The 18413-nt window shown below is 66.9% G+C and carries 18 protein-coding genes; 3 read left to right on the plus strand and 15 right to left on the minus strand.

The features are described 5' to 3' along the window. Positions 1-11 precede the first annotated feature (11 nt). The 11 genes from ACAM57_RS25940 to ACAM57_RS25990 are packed head-to-tail and all read right to left on the minus strand — an operon-like array spanning position 12 to position 10628. Complete coding sequence (locus tag ACAM57_RS25940) at positions 12-890, minus strand: SAM-dependent methyltransferase (protein ID WP_369659448.1); 879 nt, start codon at positions 888-890, stop codon at positions 12-14. Continuing rightward, on the minus strand, positions 887-1462 hold the full coding sequence (locus ACAM57_RS25945) for a DUF1415 domain-containing protein (protein ID WP_369659449.1): 576 nt from the start codon (positions 1460-1462) through the stop codon (positions 887-889). Before ACAM57_RS25945 ends, ACAM57_RS25940 begins: the two co-directional genes overlap by 4 nt. Next, positions 1459-2721: a CynX/NimT family MFS transporter gene (locus ACAM57_RS25950; RefSeq protein WP_184635086.1), complete on the minus strand. Its 1263-nt coding sequence runs from the start codon at positions 2719-2721 to the stop codon at positions 1459-1461. The genes ACAM57_RS25945 and ACAM57_RS25950 overlap by 4 nt, the downstream gene beginning before the upstream one ends. Further along, positions 2718-3848, minus strand: a complete 1131-nt coding sequence (locus tag ACAM57_RS25955) for a deoxyguanosinetriphosphate triphosphohydrolase (RefSeq protein ID WP_369659450.1) — start codon at positions 3846-3848, stop codon at positions 2718-2720. Before ACAM57_RS25955 ends, ACAM57_RS25950 begins: the two co-directional genes overlap by 4 nt. Beyond that, on the minus strand, positions 3845-4957 hold the full coding sequence (gene aroB / locus ACAM57_RS25960; RefSeq protein WP_369659451.1) for a 3-dehydroquinate synthase: 1113 nt from the start codon (positions 4955-4957) through the stop codon (positions 3845-3847). The genes ACAM57_RS25955 and aroB overlap by 4 nt, the downstream gene beginning before the upstream one ends. 35 nt (positions 4958-4992) lie before the next feature. After that, a complete protein-coding gene (locus ACAM57_RS25965; protein WP_369659452.1) occupies positions 4993-5541 on the minus strand; it encodes a shikimate kinase in 549 nt (182 codons plus the stop codon). 23 nt (positions 5542-5564) lie between these two features. After that, the gene (gene pilQ / locus ACAM57_RS25970; protein ID WP_369659453.1) at positions 5565-7715 is read right to left on the minus strand and encodes a type IV pilus secretin PilQ; all 2151 of its coding nucleotides are present in this window, start codon (positions 7713-7715) and stop codon (positions 5565-5567) included. Continuing rightward, positions 7712-8251, minus strand: a complete 540-nt coding sequence (locus tag ACAM57_RS25975; RefSeq protein ID WP_126022984.1) for a pilus assembly protein PilP — start codon at positions 8249-8251, stop codon at positions 7712-7714. Before ACAM57_RS25975 ends, pilQ begins: the two co-directional genes overlap by 4 nt. Further along, positions 8248-8925, minus strand: coding sequence for a type 4a pilus biogenesis protein PilO (locus ACAM57_RS25980; RefSeq protein WP_184635075.1), 678 nt, complete (start codon positions 8923-8925; stop codon positions 8248-8250). Before ACAM57_RS25980 ends, ACAM57_RS25975 begins: the two co-directional genes overlap by 4 nt. Before the next feature lie 6 nt (positions 8926-8931). Next, positions 8932-9552, minus strand: coding sequence for a PilN domain-containing protein (locus ACAM57_RS25985; RefSeq protein WP_126022982.1), 621 nt, complete (start codon positions 9550-9552; stop codon positions 8932-8934). Then, positions 9549-10628: a pilus assembly protein PilM gene (locus tag ACAM57_RS25990; protein ID WP_093196407.1), complete on the minus strand. Its 1080-nt coding sequence runs from the start codon at positions 10626-10628 to the stop codon at positions 9549-9551. The genes ACAM57_RS25985 and ACAM57_RS25990 overlap by 4 nt, the downstream gene beginning before the upstream one ends. A 241-nt stretch (positions 10629-10869) precedes the next feature. Between ACAM57_RS25990 and ACAM57_RS25995 the strand changes: the two genes are divergently transcribed. After that, on the plus strand, positions 10870-13278 hold the full coding sequence (locus ACAM57_RS25995) for a penicillin-binding protein 1A (protein ID WP_126022981.1): 2409 nt from the start codon (positions 10870-10872) through the stop codon (positions 13276-13278). Between the two features lie 18 nt (positions 13279-13296). Here ACAM57_RS25995 and cyaY read toward each other — a convergent pair whose 3' ends face one another. Continuing rightward, on the minus strand, positions 13297-13629 hold the full coding sequence (cyaY, locus tag ACAM57_RS26000; RefSeq protein ID WP_126022980.1) for an iron donor protein CyaY: 333 nt from the start codon (positions 13627-13629) through the stop codon (positions 13297-13299). Between the two features lie 36 nt (positions 13630-13665). Between cyaY and ACAM57_RS26005 the strand changes: the two genes are divergently transcribed. Continuing rightward, a complete protein-coding gene (locus tag ACAM57_RS26005; RefSeq protein WP_369659454.1) occupies positions 13666-13962 on the plus strand; it encodes a lipoprotein in 297 nt (98 codons plus the stop codon). Then, complete coding sequence (lysA, locus tag ACAM57_RS26010) at positions 13959-15242, plus strand: diaminopimelate decarboxylase (protein ID WP_369659455.1); 1284 nt, start codon at positions 13959-13961, stop codon at positions 15240-15242. Before ACAM57_RS26005 ends, lysA begins: the two co-directional genes overlap by 4 nt. 13 nt (positions 15243-15255) lie before the next feature. On the opposite strand, the gene ACAM57_RS26015 is transcribed toward lysA, so the two are convergent. From ACAM57_RS26015 to ccsB, 3 genes are all read right to left on the minus strand, one after another. Further along, the gene (locus ACAM57_RS26015; RefSeq protein WP_369659456.1) at positions 15256-15900 is read right to left on the minus strand and encodes a sulfite oxidase heme-binding subunit YedZ; all 645 of its coding nucleotides are present in this window, start codon (positions 15898-15900) and stop codon (positions 15256-15258) included. A gap of 28 nt (positions 15901-15928) precedes the next feature. Next, positions 15929-16966 (minus strand): protein-methionine-sulfoxide reductase catalytic subunit MsrP, encoded by a 1038-nt coding sequence (gene msrP, locus ACAM57_RS26020; protein WP_369659457.1) that lies wholly within the window; start codon positions 16964-16966, stop codon positions 15929-15931. A gap of 118 nt (positions 16967-17084) precedes the next feature. Continuing rightward, positions 17085-18401, minus strand: a complete 1317-nt coding sequence (ccsB, locus tag ACAM57_RS26025; protein ID WP_369659458.1) for a c-type cytochrome biogenesis protein CcsB — start codon at positions 18399-18401, stop codon at positions 17085-17087. Between the last annotated feature and the right edge of the window lie 12 nt (positions 18402-18413).

Consider the following 18413-nt stretch of genomic DNA (forward strand, 5'->3'; position numbering starts at 1 on the left):
CGAGCCGGGGTTCAGGCGAGGCTGAAGCGCGTGTCGCCCAGCCTGTCGAGCCCGAACTGCGCCAGCAGCTCGCGCAGCCGCGCGGCCGCGCTCGCCTTTCGCTGCCCGGTGTACCGCGCCAGGATCAGCTCGTTCTTCATGCTGTGCTCCCAGCCGACCAGCTCGGTCACGGTAACGCTGTAGCCGTTGGCTTCCAGGTACAGGCAGCGCAGCACGTTGGTGAGCTGGCTGCCGATCTCGCGCGTGTGCAGCGGATGGCGCCACAGCTCGGCCAGCGGCGTGCGCGAGAGCGCCAGCGCCTTGGTCTCGCGCAGGCAGGCGGCCACCTCGGCCTGGCAGCAGGGCACCAGCACCATGCAGCGCGCCTTCTTGGCCAGGCCGAAGGCGATGGCGTCGTCGGTGGCGGTGTCGCAGGCATGCAGCGCCGTGACCACGTCGATCTGCGCCGGCAGCTCGCCCGACTGCGCGGACTCGGCCACCGTGAGGTTCAGGAACGACATGCGCCCGAAGCCCAGGCGCTTGGCCAGCTCGCGCGAGCGCTCGACCAGCTCGCCGCGCGTCTCGATGCCGTAGACATGCCCCCCGCCTGATCGCGCCCGGAAGAACAGGTCGTAGATGATGAAGCCCAGGTACGACTTGCCAGCGCCGTGGTCGGCCAGCGTGGCGCCGGCCCCTTCGTCCGGCAGCTCGCGCAGCAGCTGCTCGATGAACTGGAACAGGTGGTAGACCTGCTTGAGCTTGCGCCGCGAGTCCTGGTTGAGCCGGCCCTCGCGGGTCAGGATGTGAAGCTCCTTGAGCAGCTCGACCGACTGGCCGGGGCGCAGAACCTCGGCCAGCTCGGCATCGGCCTTGGCGGCCTTGTTCGTCTTGGGTGCGGTCTTCGTGTTCATGGCTTGGCACTCCCCGGCCCGACGTCCAGCTCGGCCCAGCCCTGCGCGCCCAGTGCCTCGAGCGTGTCGATGTTGCGCTCGAAGATCGCCTCGGCTTCCGGAAAGGCTTCCACCGCGCGGCTCACGCTGTCCTCGCGCAGAAGATGCAGCGTGGGATACGGCGCGCGATTGGTCGCGTTGCCGATGTCGTCGGCCTCGGTGCCGGCGAACTGGAACTGCGGATGAAAGCTCGCCAGCTGCAGCACGCCGTCGAATCCCTCACGGGCGAACCGGCGTTCGGCGCGCGCCGTGAAGTCGTTGAAATCCAGGAAGTCGGGCAAGGCGTTCGGTGCAATCAGAAGGGTTGTGTCGCGCACGGCGGCGTCGAGCGCCAAGAGTTCCCGGGCCTGGGCCAGCAGTGCGTCCATCAGGTCGGCGTCCTCGACGGGCTCGTACACCGCGTAGTGGATCTGCCCTTTCACGTGCACGGCCTTCGCGAAGGGGCACAGGTTGAGGCCGATCACAGCGCGCTCCAGCCAGCGCCGCGTATCGACTTCGGCCTGGGGGGCTGCGATTGTCGCCGGGAGCGTCATGCCATCTCCGCGGCGGGGCGAATGCGCCCCAGTCGCCGTGCGATCGCCATGCCGACCAGCGAGCAGGCCAGCGTGGCCGTCCAGGTCCAGTGCCAGCCGCCGACGCGATGCGCCAGCCAGGCCACCGCTGGCGGCGCTAGGAACTGGCCCAGCGAGGAAGCCTGCTGCATCAGCCCGACGGTCGTCGACACGGTGGACGGCCCGGGCGCGAGCCGCACGCCCAGCAGGAACAGCGTGGCCGGTACCATGCCGCCGCCCAGCGAGAAGGCGCACACGGCGATATAGCGCAGCACAGGCGGCAGGCCCAACGCGTCGGCGCCCTGCCCCATCTGCGCGAAGGCGGCCACGCCGCCCAGCGCCATCGTCAGGAAACCGAGCTGCAGCAGCCTCTCGGGCGCCACGCCGCGCTGCAGCCAGCGCCCGCCGGCGACGTTGCCGACGATGTTCATCGCCGCCGCGAGCGCAGTGAGCACCGCATTCCACGCGGCCGGCACGCCGGCGCCCGCGTAGATGGCAGGCAGGAAGCCGATCACCGCCATCCATTGCGACGAATACACGGCAAAGGTCAGCGCGACCAGCCAGGGTGCGCGCGCACCGACGGTGGCGCGCAACCGCGACGTCCATCCGCCCGAAGCCGGGCCTGCCGCGGCCGGCCGGAGCCGGTCGGCGGGCACCACGATCCAGAGCCAGAGCGCCGCTCCGGCCGACACGGCCGACAGCGCCCACCACCAATCCACCCAGCCGCCCCAGGCGATCAGGGCCGGACCGAGCAACAGCGCGAGCGCCACGCCCAGCGGCATGTAGGCGCCCCACAGGCCCAGCGCCGCCTTGTCGGCGCCCGGCGGCGTCAACGCACGGATCAGCCCCGGCCCCGGCATCACCGCCAGCAGGAAACCGACGCCCTCCACGGCGCGCAGCACCAGCAGCCATTGCACGGCATGCGCACCGCCGCCGCCCAGCCCGGTGCCGGCCGCACCGCCGAGCAGGCTGGCGACCGTCAGCACGACCAGCCCCGCCAGCATGCTGCGTCGCAGGCCGATGGTGTCCGCCGCGAGGCCGACCAGCAGCCCCAGCGTCATGCTCGCGACCTGCACCAGCGAGAGCAGGAATCCCGCCTCGACCAGATCGATGCCCAGCGACGCCTGCAGCGCCGGCACCGCGGGCGGCAGCTTGCCGAGGTGCAAGGCTGCGCTGACACCGCCCAGCAGGACGGCCAGCGCGGCAGCGGGAATGCGGGGGCGCCCGGCCTGGCCGCTCATGCGATGCCCCGACGGCCGGTCAGCCGCTCATGCTCTCGCACGGCGAAGCGGTCGGTCATGCCGGCGATGTAGTCGGCCACGGCGCGATGCCTGTCCTGCCGCTCGGCATAGGAGGCCGGCATCTCGGAGCCGCGCTCCAGATACGCCTCGAACAGTTCCCGCATCACCTGCCGCGCCTGATCGGTGGTCTGGGTGACCTGGGGATGGCGGTAGAGGTTGCGGAAGAGAAAGCGCTTCAGGTCTTCCGACTGGGCCTGCATCATCTCGCTGAACGAAACGACCGGCGGGGCCTTGCGCACAGCGTCGGAATCGCCCGGCGCGAGCGCTTCGAGCGCAGCGCGGGTCGCGTCGATCACGTCGTAGACCTGCGCGCTCAGCATGCGGCGGATGGTTTCGTAGAGCACGCGACGGCCCCGCAGCTGAGGATGCTCGGCCAGTGCCTCGCGGCGATGACGCTCGAACAGTTCCACGTCGGACAGCTGCTCGACGGTGATGAGGCCCGAGCGCACGCCGTCGTCGATGTCGTGGGCGTTGTAGGCGATGGCATCGGCCAGGTTGCACAGCTGGGCTTCCAGCCCCGGCTGGGTGCGGTCGAGGAAACGCCGGGCGACGCCATTGGGCTCCGCCGCCTCCAGCCGCTCGGCGTTCGCGCGCGAGCAGTGCTTGAGGATGCCCTCGCGGGTCTCGAAGCTCAGGTTCAGGCCGTCATATTGCGGATAGCGATGCTCCAGCGCATCGACCACGCGCAGGCTCTGCAGGTTGTGCTCGAACCCCCCGTGCCCGGCCATGCAGTCGTTGAGCGCGTCCTGCCCGGCGTGGCCGAAGGGCGTGTGGCCCAGGTCGTGCGCCAGGGCGATCGCCTCGACCAGGTCCTCGTTGATGCGCAGCGCCCGCGCGATCGACCGCCCCAGCTGGGCCACTTCGAGCGAATGCGTGAGCCGGGTGCGAAACAGGTCGCCCTCGTGGTTCAGGAACACCTGCGTCTTGTAGACCAGCCGGCGGAAGGCGGTGGAATGCACGATCCGGTCGCGGTCGCGCTGGAAGGCATCGCGCGTGGGCGCGGGCGGCTCCGCATGCCGACGGCCGCGCGAGCGCGCGGGCTGGCAGGCGTAGGCCGCGAGGCTCATCGCGGCGCGCAGCTCTGGGCGAGCACTTCGCGCACGAGCGCGTCGGGCGCGCTGCGGACCACCGCGGAGCCGGGGCGGTCGATCACCACGAAGCGGATCTCGCCGGCCTCCGACTTCTTGTCGACGCGCATCAGCTCCAGGTAGCGGTCGGCGCCCAGCGCGGGCCCGACGGTCGGCAGGCCGGCCCGCTCGATCAGCCGGGTGAGCCGCTCGACGAAGGCGGCATCGACACCGCCGAGCCGCTGCGACAGCCGTGCCGCCATCACCATGCCGCAGCCCACCGCCTCGCCGTGCAGCCATTCGCCATAGCCGAGGCCCGATTCGATCGCGTGGCCGAAGGTGTGGCCGAAGTTGAGGATCGCCCGCAGCCCGGTCTCGCGCTCGTCCTGGCCGACCACCAGCGCCTTGATCTCGCAACTGCGCTTGACGGCATGGGCCAGCGCCGCCGGCTCCCGCGCGACGAGGGCGTCGATGTTCACCTCGATCCAGTCGAGGAAGGCCATGTCGTGGATCGGCCCGTACTTGATGACTTCGGCCAGGCCGGCGCTGAGTTCGCGCGGGGGCAAAGTCTGGAGCGTCGCCAGGTCGCAGACCACAAGCTGCGGCTGGTAGAACGCGCCGATCATGTTCTTGCCGAGCGGATGGTTGATGGCGGTCTTGCCGCCCACGGAGGAGTCGACCTGCGCCAGCAGCGTGGTCGGCACCTGCACGAAAGGCACGCCGCGCATGTAGCTGGCGGCCGCGAAGCCCGTCATGTCGCCCACCACGCCGCCGCCCAGGGCGAACAGCACGGTCTTGCGGTCGCTGCCGCGGCCGAGGAGCTCGTCGAAGATCAGGTTCAGCGTCTGCAGGTTCTTGTATGCCTCGCCGTCGGGCAACTCGAGCAGGTGAACCGCCCGGAACCGGCCCGCCAGGGCGGATTGCAGCGCCCTGGCATAGAGCGGCGCCACCGTGGTGTTGCTGACGATCAGGGCCGTGGCCGAGGCGGGCGTGGCATCGAAGCTCCGCGGGTCGTCCAGCAGGCCGGCGCCGATCAGGATCGGATAGCTGCGGTCGCCGAGCTGGATGTCGACGCGTTCTGGCGGGGCGGAGAGTTCGGACAGGGACATGGGCAGCGAGTTTAGGCGCTGCGGCTCGGGCAGGCTCAGGCGGGGGGCTCTTCGGGGTGGGCGCCCGGCTCGACGATGCCGGCCAGTTCGAGCTGCATCACGATGATGTTCACCAGCATCGCGATGGTCGGGCGGCCGGTGTCGACCACGTCGTGGGCGGTTTCCCGGTAGAACGGGTCGCGTGCATCGTGCAGCTCCCGCAGCCGCCCCAGCGGATCGGCCACCTGCAGCAGGGGACGCTTGACGTCATGGCGCAGGCGCCGAAACAGGTCTTCGGGGGAGGAGCGCAGGTAGATCACATGGAAGTGATCGCGCAGTTGCTTGCGGTTCGCCTCCCGGAGCACCGCACCGCCGCCGGTGGCCAGAATGCCCTGGGGATTGGCGGCCAGGTCGGCGATCACCGTCTGCTCGAGGTCGCGGAAGGCGATTTCGCCCTCTCGCTCGAAGTAATCACGGATCGAGCAGCCGATGCGCTGCTCGATCACGTGGTCCGTATCTACGAAGGGAAGGTCCAGCCGCATCCCCAGGCGCCGGCCCACTGCGGATTTTCCGGCGCCGGGCAAGCCGACGAGTGCGACCGCCACGCGGTGGCTGCTACGCCCGCGCGTCAGCGCGCGGCGTTGCGGTCGGTAATCATCTTCGGGGTGATAAAGACGAGCATTTCAGTCTTGTTGGCAACGCGTTCGCGCTTGCGGAACAGTGCACCCACATAGGGCACTTCACCCAGCACCGGCACGCGCGATTCGTCATTGGTTTCGGTGAGCTCGAAGATACCACCGATGACAACCGTGCCGCCGTTCTCGACCAGCACCTCGGTCTGCACGTGCTTGGTGTTGATCGCCGGACCCGCCGAAGTATTCACGCCGCGGGCGTCCTTGCTCACGTCCAGCGTCAGGATGATGTTGCCTTCCGGCGTGATCTGGGGCGTGACTTCGAGCTTCAGCACCGCCTTGCGGAACGAGATCGAGGTGGCGCCGCTGGAAGTGGCCTGCTGGTACGGGATTTCCTCGCCCTGCTCGATCAGCGCCTTGGTCTGGTCGGCGGTGATCACGCGGGGGCTGGACACCAGCTTGCCCTTGCCGTCGGCTTCGAGCGCCGATATCTCGAGGTTCAGCATGCGCGAGAAGCTCGAGTTGAACAGCGAGATCGCGAAGGTGCCTGCCGCGTTGCCGGTGCCGCCGGCATCGCCTGCGGGAAGGTTGATGAAGTTGGAGTTCGTCCAGGTGGTGGTGGCCGTGCTGGCACCGCCGTTGGTGCCCGCCGTGATGGTGGGCATCGCACCCACATTGGCGAACGCCCGGTTGCCGGCGGACGATGCGAAGCGCTCGCCAGCAATACCGCCCCCAAGTCGTACACCAAGGGACTTGCCGAAGGTGTCCGACGCCTCGACGATACGGGCTTCGATCAGCACTTGGCGAACGGGGACGTCCAGCTTCTGGATCAGCTCGGTCACCTGGGCCAGACGCGAGGGGATGTCCGAAACGAAGAGCTGGTTGGTACGCGATTCGGCGATGACGCTGCCGCGCGGACTCAAGATCCGGGTGGTCGTACCGCTACCGCCACCACCACCGCCGCCAGCCCCCGTGCCTGTCAATCCCTGTGCGATCGCAATCGCCTTGGTGTAGTTGAGCTGGAACGATTGGGTCCGCAGCGGCTCCAGATTCTCGATCGCAGCCTTGGCCTCGAACTCGAGCTTTTCCTTGGCGTTGATCTCATCCTTCGGCGCGATCCACAGCACGCTGCCGTTCTTGCGCATGCCCAGGTTCTTCGCCTGCATGATGATGTCGAGCGCCTGATCCCACGGCACGTCCTTCAGCCGCAGCGTCAGCGCGCCGGTCACCGAATCCGAGGTCACGATGTTGAAGTTCGTGAAATCGGCGATCACCTGCAGCAGCGAACGGATCTCGATGTTCTGGAAGTTCAGCGACAGCTTCTCGCCGTTGTAGCCCACGCCTTGGGTCAGCTTGGTCGGATCGACCTTGCGGGCACGGACCTCGACCACGAACTGGTTCTCGCTCTGGTAGGCACTGTGCTCCCAGTCGCCCTTGGCATCGATCGTCATGCGGACGCGGTCGCCGGCTTGCTGCGAAGTGATGAGCTGGACCGGGGTGCCGAAGTCGGCCACGTCGAGGCGGCGACGCAGCCCTTCGGGCAGCGTCGACTTGGTGAACTCCACGACAAGGCTCTTGCCCTGCTGCTTGACGTCCACGCCCACCTGGTTATTCGGCAGATCGACGATGACCCGGCCGGTGCTGTCGGAACCGAGACGGAAATCGACATCCCGCAGGGGCAGCGTGTCGCGATTGCGGTTTTCCGCGAAGGTCGTGGAAGCCGACGCGACAAGCGCCGGGCCAGCCACCGGCTCGAGCGTCACCAGCAGCGACTTGCCCTGGATCTCGGCCTTGTATGCGGTCGCCTGCTTCAGGTTCAGTACCACGCGGCTGCGTTCACCGGCCTGCACCACGTTCACCGAGCGCAGGTTGCCCTGGTTCACCTCGATGGCGGAGCGGCCGATGGCATTCGTGACACCGGGAAAGTCGAGCGCGATACGCGCAGGCGTCTGCACGGCGAATCCGGCAGGAACCGCGGTGAGCGGCTGTGCCAGATCGATGCGGATCACTTCGGAGCCCGACTGCGTCGAGCTCGTCACCGCCTCGATGGCGTTTTGCGCATGAGCCACGGCCAATGCGCCGAAGGCCAGCAGACCCAGGCCGGCAGCGCGCAGCCACTGTGCCATTTTTGATTTCTTTTGGTTCATTTCGCACTCTCTTGCAGCTGCAGCGTCGCGACGCGTTCGATCCATTCACCGGCGGCGTCTTGCACGATTTCACGCAAGGCGATTTCGGTTTCGTTGATACGGGTGATGCGCCCGTAGTTGAGTCCCAGGTATTCGCCGACGCGCACCTTGTAGAGCAGCTTGTCGACGCGCAGCAGCGCCACCGGCTGGCCGTTGCGGTTCATGCTGCCGACCATGGCCATCGAGTCGAGCGGGAAGGCTTCGAGCGCTTCCTTGCGGCGCGCGAGCTCGGGCGCGATCAGCTCCGAGGTGCTCGGCTGATTCGATTCGCGGCGCAGCGCCTGCGTCAGCTTCAGGATGTTGAAAGGCTCGAATGCCGAGGCCTCGGTATAGGCCTGCGGGGTGAACTTCTTGGGCTCGGAAATCGGCGGCACCGAGGGCTTCACCTGGGCACGCTGCTCGGCCATCCAGCGCTGCATGTCTTCCTGGCCCGAATCGCAGGCGCTCAGTGCCGACGCCGCCAGCGTCAGCCACAGTACTTTGGCGGCGATCTTCATTTCTTCGCCTTCGGTGCGGAGGCGCGCTTCTGCGCGGCCCGTTCTTCGTCATCGAGGTAACGATAGGTGCGCGCGGTGGCGTCCATCGTCAGCACGTCCTTGTCCTTCTGCGGGGTGACGGAAATGTTGTTCAGCGTCACGATCCGCGACAGGCCCGCCACGTCGGCAGCGAAAGCACCCATGTCGTGGTACCGGCCGGTCACCCGGACGGCGATCGGGAGTTCGGCGTAGTAGTCCTTGACCGACACCTGTCCCGGACGGAACAGCTCGAACTGAAGGCTGCGGCCAAGGCCTGCCTGGTTGATGTCCGACAGCAGGGCGTCCATTTCGGCCTTGCTGGGCAGCTGCTTCTCGAGCAGGGTCACGTACTGCTGCACCTGCTCGCGCTGCTTCTTGAGCAACTCGAGGTTGGCGGCCTGAGCCACCTTCTTCTGGTAGTCGGCCTTGAGCGTGACTTCCTTGGCGCGCTCGCTTTCGAGCTCGTCGTTCGAATTGGTCAGCCAGACGAACCAGAGGGCGACCAGCACAAGTGCCGTGACCACCAGGCAGAGCGCATAGCGGGGCACCGCCGGCCATGCCGAGGGATCGTTCGGATTGAGTCCGCGGAATTGGTCGCCGAAGCGCTGGAACGCAGCGGCGACGTCGATTTTCTGGGAGGGGCGATTGCTTGCCATGATCGGTTACCCCTTGGACTGCGCCGTTGCGGCCAGGGCCTTTTCGGCGGCAGCCTTCTGAGCATCGGTGGGGCGTTTCAGGCCAATGCGCATCGTGAAGTTCGCCACGCGACGCTGATCGCGCGGGTTCAGGTTCACGTTCGCCGACGTGATTTCGACCAGCTCGGGCTTCACCAGCCAGGGACTGTTGTTGCCGAGGTTGCGCAGCAACTCCGAAACCCGCTCGTTCGACTGCGCCATGCCTTGCAGGGTGACAGTCTGGTTGTCCTGCTTCATGTTGGTCAGGTACACGCCATCGGGCAGTTGCCGAACCAGTTCATTGAGCAGGTGCACGGGCAGGTTGCGGTCGCCCTGCAAGTCTTCGACCGCCTGCTGGCGGGCGCGCAGCGCGGCGATTTCTTCCTGCAGCGTCGAGATTTCCTTGATCTCGACTTCGAGCTTCTTGATCTCGGCTTGCAGGAAGCCGTTCGTCGAACGCTGCGCCGAGATCTGCGCCTCGAACCAGAGATAACCAAGGCCGGCGATCAGGACGCCCAGGATCGCCGCGGCACCCAAGGTGCCGTAGAACGCCTCGCGCCTGCGCTTGCGCGCAGCTTCGCGGTGCGGGAGCAGATTGATGAGGATCACTGCAGGAACCTCCGCATGGCCAGGCCGCAAGAGGTCAGATAGGACGGAGCCTCGCGGCGGACCTTCTTCTCGCGGACGTTCGAGCTGATTTCCATGCCTTCGAAGGGATTCAGCAAGGAGCAGGCGAACGAGGTCTGCCGCGTCACCGCGTTGGTCAGGCCGGGCAGCGAGGCCGATCCGCCTGCCAGCAGCACGTAGTCGACGCGGTTGTGCGGCGTGCTGGTGAAGAAGAACTGGAGCGCGCGGGCGATTTCCTGCGCGATGCTTTCCACGAAGGGCTTGAGCACGCCGGAGCCGTAGTCGTCGGGCAGGTCGCCGCTGCGTTTCTTCGCCTCGGCCTCCTCGGCTGAAAACCCGTACTGGCGCACGATCAGCTGGGTGAGCTGGGCACCGCCGAACGCCTGGTCGCGGTCGTACAGCACTTCCTGGTTGCGCAGCACCTGCATGCTGGTGGTGAAGGCGCCCACTTCGAAGAGAGCCACGATCGAATCGACGCCCTTGCCGGGCAGCTGCTCGATCAGGCGGGCGGTCGCCAGGCGCGATGCGTAGGACTCGACGTCGAGGATCATCGCCTTCAGGCCGGCGGCTTCCGCCAGGCCCTCGCGGTCCTGGACCTTTTCCTTGCGCGACGCGGCGATCAGCACTTCCACGTCGCCGGCGGAGGTGGTGCTCGGACCGGTCACGCAGAAGTCGAGGCTCACCTCGTCGAGCGAGAACGGGATGTACTGGTTGGCTTCCGACTCGACCTGGATCTCGAGCTCCTGCTCGCTCATGCCGCCCGGAAGAATGATCTTCTTGGTGATCACGGCCGACGGAGGCAGTGCCAGTGCCACGTTGCGGGTGCGCGTGCCGCTCTTGCGGATGACGCGACGGACGGCTTCCGCCACCTCGTCGAACTTCTCGACGTTGCCGTCGGTGATCCAGCCGCGTTCCAGGGGCTCGATGGCGCAGCGCTCCAGGACCAGCTTGCCGCTGGCCTCACGGCCGAGCTCGACCAGCTTGACGCTGGACGAACTTACGTCCAGCCCCAGCAGGGGAGCGTTCTGACGACGAAACAATGATCCAAGAGCAGCCAAGGCAGGTTCCTCTTCCCCTGTATTTGTAACCAATAGAAAAAATTGAATTCGGTTGCATGCTAGCAGCAGGCGTAGCGGCAACCAAGCGACGCCGCAGGGCAAATTCCTCAAGCGTTGTCAAAACCTGACGGCAAAACCGCATTTTGTAACTTTTGAATTAGGGCAATGCAAGCCCCGCAAAGATCGGATCGTTCGGAAGGGGCGGCTTTTTATAATGTCGGGTGACTCTGTGCGGCCCCTCATGCAAGAAACTTCCAGCCCCAAAGGGCCAGCCAAGAACTCCCCCTCCACTCGCCCGACCTGGCTGAAATGGCTGTTGCGCCTTTTCTTCTGGAGCTTCGGCATCGCCCTGGCCGGCGCGCTGGCCGTGCTGTGCGTGGTGGCAGTGGCCCTCGCGGTGGCGTATCCGAACCTGCCCGACATCAGCGAGCTCTCCGACTACCGGCCCAAGCTGCCGCTGCGGGTTTTCTCGGCCGAAGGCATCCTGATCGGCGAGTTCGGCGAGGAGCGCCGCAACCTCACTCCCATCTCGGCCATCCCGAAGGTCGTGAAGGACGCCGTCCTGGCGGCCGAAGACGCCCGCTTCTACGACCACGGCGGCGTCGACTACAAGGGCATGGTCCGCGCCGGCCTGGCCAACATGAACCGCGTGAAGAGCCAGGGCGCATCGACCATCACGATGCAGGTGGCGCGCAACGTCTACCTGAGCTCCGAGAAGACGCTCACCCGCAAGATCTACGAGGTGCTGCTGACCTTCAAGCTGGAGCACCTGCTCACGAAGGACCAGATCTTCGAGATCTACCTGAACCAGATCTACCTCGGAAACCGCGCCTATGGCTTCGCCGCCGCTTCCGAGGCCTATTTCGGCAAGCCCCTGCAGGAACTCACGATCGCCCAGGCCGCGATGCTGGCCGGCCTGCCCAAGGCACCGGGCGCGAACAACCCGGTCAACAACCCGCAGCGCGCGCGCGGCCGCCAGTTCTACGTGATCGACCGCATGCAGGAGGCCGGCTTCATCACCGCCGAACAGGCCGCGGAAGCCAAGAAGGAAGAGCTGCACCTGCGCGACGCCGCCGACCCGAACCGCCTGCACGCCGAATACGTGGCTGAAACGGTTCGCCAGCTGATGTACGCCCAGTACGGCGACAGCACCTACACGCGCGGCCTCAAGGTCTACACCTCGCTGGTCGCGGCCGACCAGGCGGCCGCCTACAAGGCGCTGCGCAAGGGCATCATGGACTACGAGCGCCGCCAGATCTACCGCGGCCCCGAGAAGTTCGTCGACCTGCCGAACGACCCCAAGGACCTCGACGAAGCAGTCGACGACGCGCTCAACGACCACCCCGACAACGGCGACGTGATGGCCGCGGTCGTGCTCAAGGCCACGCCCAAGCAGATCGACGCGGTGCGCGGCAATGGCGATCCCGTCCAGATCACCGGCGAAGGGCTCAAGCCGGCCCAGTCGGGTCTCTCCGACAAGGCCCCGCCGAACATCAAGATCCGTCGCGGCGCGGTCATCCGCGTGGTGAAGACGCCCAAGAACACCTGGGAAATCACGCAGCTTCCCGAGGTCGAGGGCGCATTCGTCGCCATGGACCCGCGCGACGGCGCCATCAAGGCGCTGGTCGGCGGCTTCGACTTCGGCAAGAACAAGTTCAACCATGTGACGCAGGCCTGGCGCCAGCCGGGCTCCAGCTTCAAGCCCTTCATCTATTCAGCGGCGCTCGAAAAGGGCTTCACGCCCGCCACGGTCATCAACGACGGCCCGCTCTTCTTCGACGCCGGCACCACCGGCGGCCAACCCTGGGAGCCGAAGAACTACGGCGGCGGCTACGACGGCCCGATGTCGATGCGCACCGCGCTGATGAAGTCGAAGAACCTCGTGTCCATCCGCATCCTGCAGTCCATCGGCACGCGCTATGCGCAGGAGTGGATCACCAACTTCGGCTTCGACAAGGAAAAGCACCCCGCCTACCTGCCGATGGCGCTGGGCGCGGGCTCGGTCACGCCGATGCAGATGGCGGTGGGCTATTCGGTCTTCGCCAACGGCGGCTACCGCGTCAATCCGTACCTCGTCACGCGCATCACCGACCACAAGGACAAGGTGCTGGTCGACAAGCAGCCGCCGCTCCTGAACGAATCGCTGCGTGTCATCCCGCAGCGCAACGCCTTCATCATGGACACGCTGCTGAATTCCGTCGCTCGCGGCGGCACCGCGGCCAAGGCGCAGGCCATGCTCAAGCGCCCCGACCTCTACGGCAAGACGGGCACCACCAACGACTCGCTCGACGCCTGGTTCGCCGGCTTCCAGCCCACCATGACGGCCATCTCGTGGATCGGTTACGACACCCCGCGCAACCTGGGCGACCGCGAGACCGGCGGCGGCCTGAGCCTTCCGATCTGGATCACCTACATGGAAACCGCCATCAAGGGCGTGCCGGTGACTGAACTGTCGGCCAACCCGCCAGCGGGCATCGTGAATGTGGGTGGCGAGTGGTACTACGACGACTACGCGCCGGGACGCGGCGTTGCCAGCCTGGGTGTCGAGTCCGCACCGGCGGCGCCGGTCGAAGCCCCGGCGGGTGGTCCGATCGGCGCCCCTGCACAGCCTGAGGAGCGCAACCGCATCCTCGATCTGTTCCGCAACTGAGCGTCGCAGGCAGAGAGTTCAGGGAGCCGTGAAGTCCAGCGGCTGCCCGGCCTGCAGCGTCGCCTCGCGCGACAGGTTGCCGAAGAATTCCTCGCCGGTCTTGGTGTCCACCCAGGCCTTGCCGTCATGGCGGTAGTGGTAGCCGCCAGAACGCGCGGCAAGCCAGATTTCCTGCAACGGCTTCTGCAGGTTCACGATCAGCTGGCTGCCGTTGCGGAATGAAATCGTGATCATCCCGCCCACCCTCTGGTTGTCGATGTCGGCGTCGGTCGCTTCGTTGATGCGGTCGCAGCCCAGTTCGATAGCGGCAAGCGCAGCCTCGGCGCGATCCATGTATTCGGTGTCGGTCATTACAATTTCGCCATGTTGAACGTTCGCCAAATTCTAGTGAGCACCCGCGTCCGCGCCGCGCTCATGGTCTGCCTTGCCGTGGGCACCGCCGGGCTCGTCGCTGCCTGCGGGCAGCGCGGTGCGCTGTACCTGCCGACCGATCCGGCAGCCGCCGGGCGCGCCACCTTGCCGGAGCTCATGACGCCGGACAGCCTGCGGTCTTCGTCGTCATCTTCGTCCTCCAGCCAGGCGGCGCCCGCTCCGGCTGCCGCGGCCAGCGCGCCAGCCGGCAGCACCAGCAGCACCAGCACCACCAGCACCACCAGCACCACCAGCACGGAGCAGCGCAAGTGAGTTCCGGCACCCCCATCTCCCTGCCCGGCCAGCCGCACATCGCCGAGCGCGACGGCACGCTGCACGTCGAAGGCATGGCGCTCGACGCGCTGGTCCGCGAACACGGCACTCCTCTCTTCGTCTACTCCAGGCAGTGGATGCTGGACGCCCTGGCGGCTTACCAGCGCGGCTTCGAGGGTCGTGATGCGCTCATCTGCTACGCGATGAAAGCCAACTCCTCGCTCGGCGTGCTGCGCGTGTTCGCGGAAGCCGGCTGCGGCTTCGACATCGTCTCCGGCGGCGAGCTTTCGCGCGTGCTGGCCGTCGGTGCCGATCCGAAGAAGATCATCTTCTCGGGCGTCGGCAAGACCCGCGCCGAAATGCGCCAGGCCCTCGCTGCCGGCATCGCCTGCTTCAACGTCGAGAGCGAAGCCGAGCTTGACGTGCTCCACGAAGTGGCGGTGGCCGAAGGCAAGCGCGCGCCGATCAGCATCCGCATCAATCCGAACGTCGATCCGAAGACGCACCCCTACATTTCCACCGGCCTGAAGGGCAACAAGTTCGGCATCGCGCACGACCGCGCCGTCGAGGCCTACAAGCATGCCGCACGGCTGCAGGGGCTGGAGGTGGTGGGCATCGACTGCCACATCGGCTCGCAGATCACCGAAGCCTCGCCCTACCTCGACGCCTGCGACCGCGTGCTCGACCTGGTGGAAGCCATCGAGGCAGCCGGGGTGCCGATCCATCACCTGGACTTCGGTGGCGGCCTGGGCATCGACTACAACGGCGAGGTGCCGCCCAAAGCCGATGCGCTGTGGCAGCAGTTGCTGGCCAAGCTCGATGCGCGGGGCTTCGGCAAGCGCAAGCTGGTCATCGAGCCAGGCCGCTCGCTGGTCGGCAATGCCGGCGTGTGCGTGACCGAAGTGCTCTACACCAAGCCGGGCGAGGACAAGAACTTCTGCATCGTCGACGCGGCCATGAACGACCTGCCGCGCCCCGCGATGTACCAGGCCTTCCAGCGCATCGTGCCGGTGCGCACCCGCGCGGGCAATGCCACGACCTACGACGTGGTCGGCCCGGTCTGCGAGAGCGGCGACTGGATCGGCCGCGACCGCGCGCTCAACGTGGTGTCGGGCGACCTGCTGGCCGTGCTGTCGGCGGGCGCGTACTGCATGAGCATGTCCAGCAACTACAACACGCGCGGCCGCGCCGCCGAGGTGCTGGTGAGCGGTGCGAGCGCAAAGCTGATCCGCCGTCGCGAGACGATGGAAGACCAGCTGCGCAGCGAGATCGACGGCTGACTGCCCTTCGGCGTCAGCCGGTGCGCACCGCGCCGGCCGACGCCGGCTTCGCCTTACCGCGCTTGTTCGCGACGTAGTTCCACACGCGCCACGCGAGCAGCACCGCGATGATCGCGGCGTAGACGAACACCTCCGCGAAGTTGTTCTTGCCCGCGCGCATCCAGAAGAAGTGCAGCAGGCCGAGCCCCGCGATCAGGTAGACCAGCTTGTGCAGCATCTGCCAGCGCTTCGCGCCCATCGCCTTGATCGCGCGGTTGAACGACGTGGCCGCCAGCGGCGTCAGCAGCACGAAGGCAGAGAAGCCCACCAGGATGAACGGCCGCTTGGCGATGTCCTTCGCAATGTCGCCCCACTCGAAGCCCATGTCGAACCAGCTGTAGCACAGCAGGTGCAGCACCACATAGAAGTACGCGAACAGGCCCAGCATGCGACGGTAGCGCGCGAGCGCGTTCCACTTGCTCATCACGCGCAGCGGCGTCACCGCCAGCACGATGCAGATGAAACGCAGGGTCCAGTCACCGGTGGCGCGGATCAGGAACTCCGCGGGGTTGGCACCCAGCCCGTCCGTGAACGCGCCGTAGGCCAGCCGCGCGAACGGCAGCAGGCACAGCAGGAAGACGACCGGCTTGGTCGCGGGATGCATGAGCAGCTTGTTCATGGGGCGCTCGCCACGTGCCGAGGCCGGCTCAGTAGTTCTTCTTCAGGTCCATGCCCGCGTAGAGCTGGCCGACCTGTGCTTCATAGCCGTTGAACAGCTCCGTCTTGCGCCGTTTTGCGAAGAGGCCGCCGCCGTCGCCGATCCGGCGCTCGGTGGCCTGGCTCCATCGCGGATGGTCGACGTTGGGATTCACGTTCGAATAGAAGCCGTATTCGTTGGCCGCGGCCTTGTTCCAGGCGGTGCTGGGCTCCTTCTCGACGAAGCGGATCTTCACGATCGACTTGGCCGACTTGAAGCCGTACTTCCACGGCACCACCAGCCGCACCGGCGCGCCGTTCTGGTTGGGCAGCACCTCGCCGTACATGCCGAAGGCCAGCAGCGTGAGCGGATGCATCGCCTCGTCCATGCGCAGGCCCTCGGTGTAGGGCCAGTCGAGCACGCGCGAGCCGACGAAGGGCATGGTCTTGGGGTCGGCCAGGGTCACGAACTCGACGAACCTGGCGTTGCCCTGCGGCTCGACCTTCTTGATGAGTTCGGCCAGCGAGTAGCCGACCCACGGAATCACCATCGACCAGCCTTCGACGCAGCGCAGCCGGTAGATGCGCTCCTCCTGCGCGCTGAGCTTGAGCAGGTCCTCGATGCCGTACTTGCCCGGCTTCTTGACCAGCCCTTCCACCTCCACCGTCCAGGGCCGCGTCTTCAGCGTGCCGGCGTTCTTGGCCGGGTCGGCCTTGTCGGTGCCGAACTCGTAGAAGTTGTTGTAGGTGGAGGCATCCTTGTAGTCGGTGACCTTTTCCATCGACATGGCGCCGGGCACCGCCGACTTCGCGCCGGGCAGCGGCGCCAGCTTGTTGGGGCGCTCGGTCTGCGCCAGGGCTTCGCGCGAGGCGAAGGCCGCCAGCGCGGCTCCCGCGGCGCCCCCGGCCATGAGCTTGAGCATGTCGCGGCGGCCCTCGTAGACCTCTCGGGGCGTGATCTCGCTGGACAGCGGATGGATGAAGCCGTTGTCGCCGCTGTTGCTGACGGTACGACGGATGGGGCGGCTGGGATGGGAAGGGAACGACATGACGGGCCTTTCGCGGAATCGTTGTTCTCAGGGTAGTTCGTGGCCAACCCCGATTCGGTTACGCGCCGCCGGAGCGCGCGGTTTCAATAATTCTTCGCGAAAGCCCGCGAGCCTGCACTCACAGGGTGCCGTAGCTGTGCAACCCGCTCAGGAACATGTTCACGCCCAGGAAGGCGAAGGTCGTCACCGCCAGCCCGCCCAGCGCCCACCAGGCCGCCACGGTGCCGCGCAGGCCCTTCACCAGCCGCATGTGCAGCCAGGCCGCGTAGTTGAGCCAGACGATCAGCGCCCAGGTCTCCTTCGGGTCCCAGCTCCAGTAGCCGCCCCAGGCGTCGGCCGCCCACAGGGCGCCCAGCACGGTGGCGATGGTGAAGAAGGCGAAGCCGACGGTGATCGACTTGTACATGACGTCGTCGAGCACCTCGTTGGCCGGCAGGCGCGCGGCGATGCGCTTGCGGCCCAGCAGGATGCCCGCGGCGATCAGCGCCGAAATGCCGGCGTAGATCACCCAGTAGCTGCCGCCGGCTTCCTGCACGCGCTGACGGAACGCCACCGGCACGAAGCACAGCGCCACGCCCAGCAGCCAGATCGGCGTGAGCTTGTACCAGCGCTTCTCGTTCGCCTGTTCCTTGATGAGGTAGGCGAAGGCAACCATGGCCGCGAGCGCGAAGGTGCCATAGCCGATGAAATTGGCCGGCACGTGCAGCTTCATCCACCAGCTCTGCAGGGCCGGCACCAGCGGCTGGATCTCGTGAGCCTCGCGCACGATCGTGTACCAGAGCAGGAAGCCCACCGCCGCGCTGACCACCAGCATCACGAAGGCGCCGAGCGCGCGCGTGCCGTAGCGCTCCTCGAAGTACAGGTAGAAGGCCGCCGTCAGCCAGCAGAACAGCACGAACACCTCGTACAGGTTGCTCACGGGGATGTGGCCGATGTCCGGGCCGAGCTGGTGGCTCTCGTACCAGCGCACCATGGTGCCGATCAGCGCCATCGTCACCGCAGCCCACGCGAGGCGCGAGCCGATGGCGTCGAAGGTGTCCGACTGCCTGCCGCCGAAGAAGCCCAGCCAGTAGAACAGCGTGCTCATGAAGAACAGCACGCTCATCCACAGGATGGCCGACTGGCTCGACAGGAAGTACTTGAGCCAGAACACCGTGTCGGCACGCGCCAGGTCGCCCTGGTACGAGGCGATGGCCAGCAGCGAAGCCGCAGCCACCACGATCGCCAGCACCCGCAGCGGCCGCCAGAACCAGCCAATGGCGATGGTCGCGATCACCGCCGCGGCGAGGATCGGCTTCTCGTAGGAATCCATCGACCCCGCGTAGCGCGCGAAGGCGAAGAGGCCGCCGGCGACCACCAGCGCCGCGAACACCCAGTCGAACAGGTTGCGGCGCGAGAGCCAGCTTTCATTGAGCGTGAGGGTCGTGGTGTTCATGTTGCCTCGTGG

It is taken from the genome of Variovorax sp. V15 (assembly GCF_041154425.1).
Lineage (GTDB): Bacteria > Pseudomonadota > Gammaproteobacteria > Burkholderiales > Burkholderiaceae_C > Variovorax > Variovorax guangxiensis.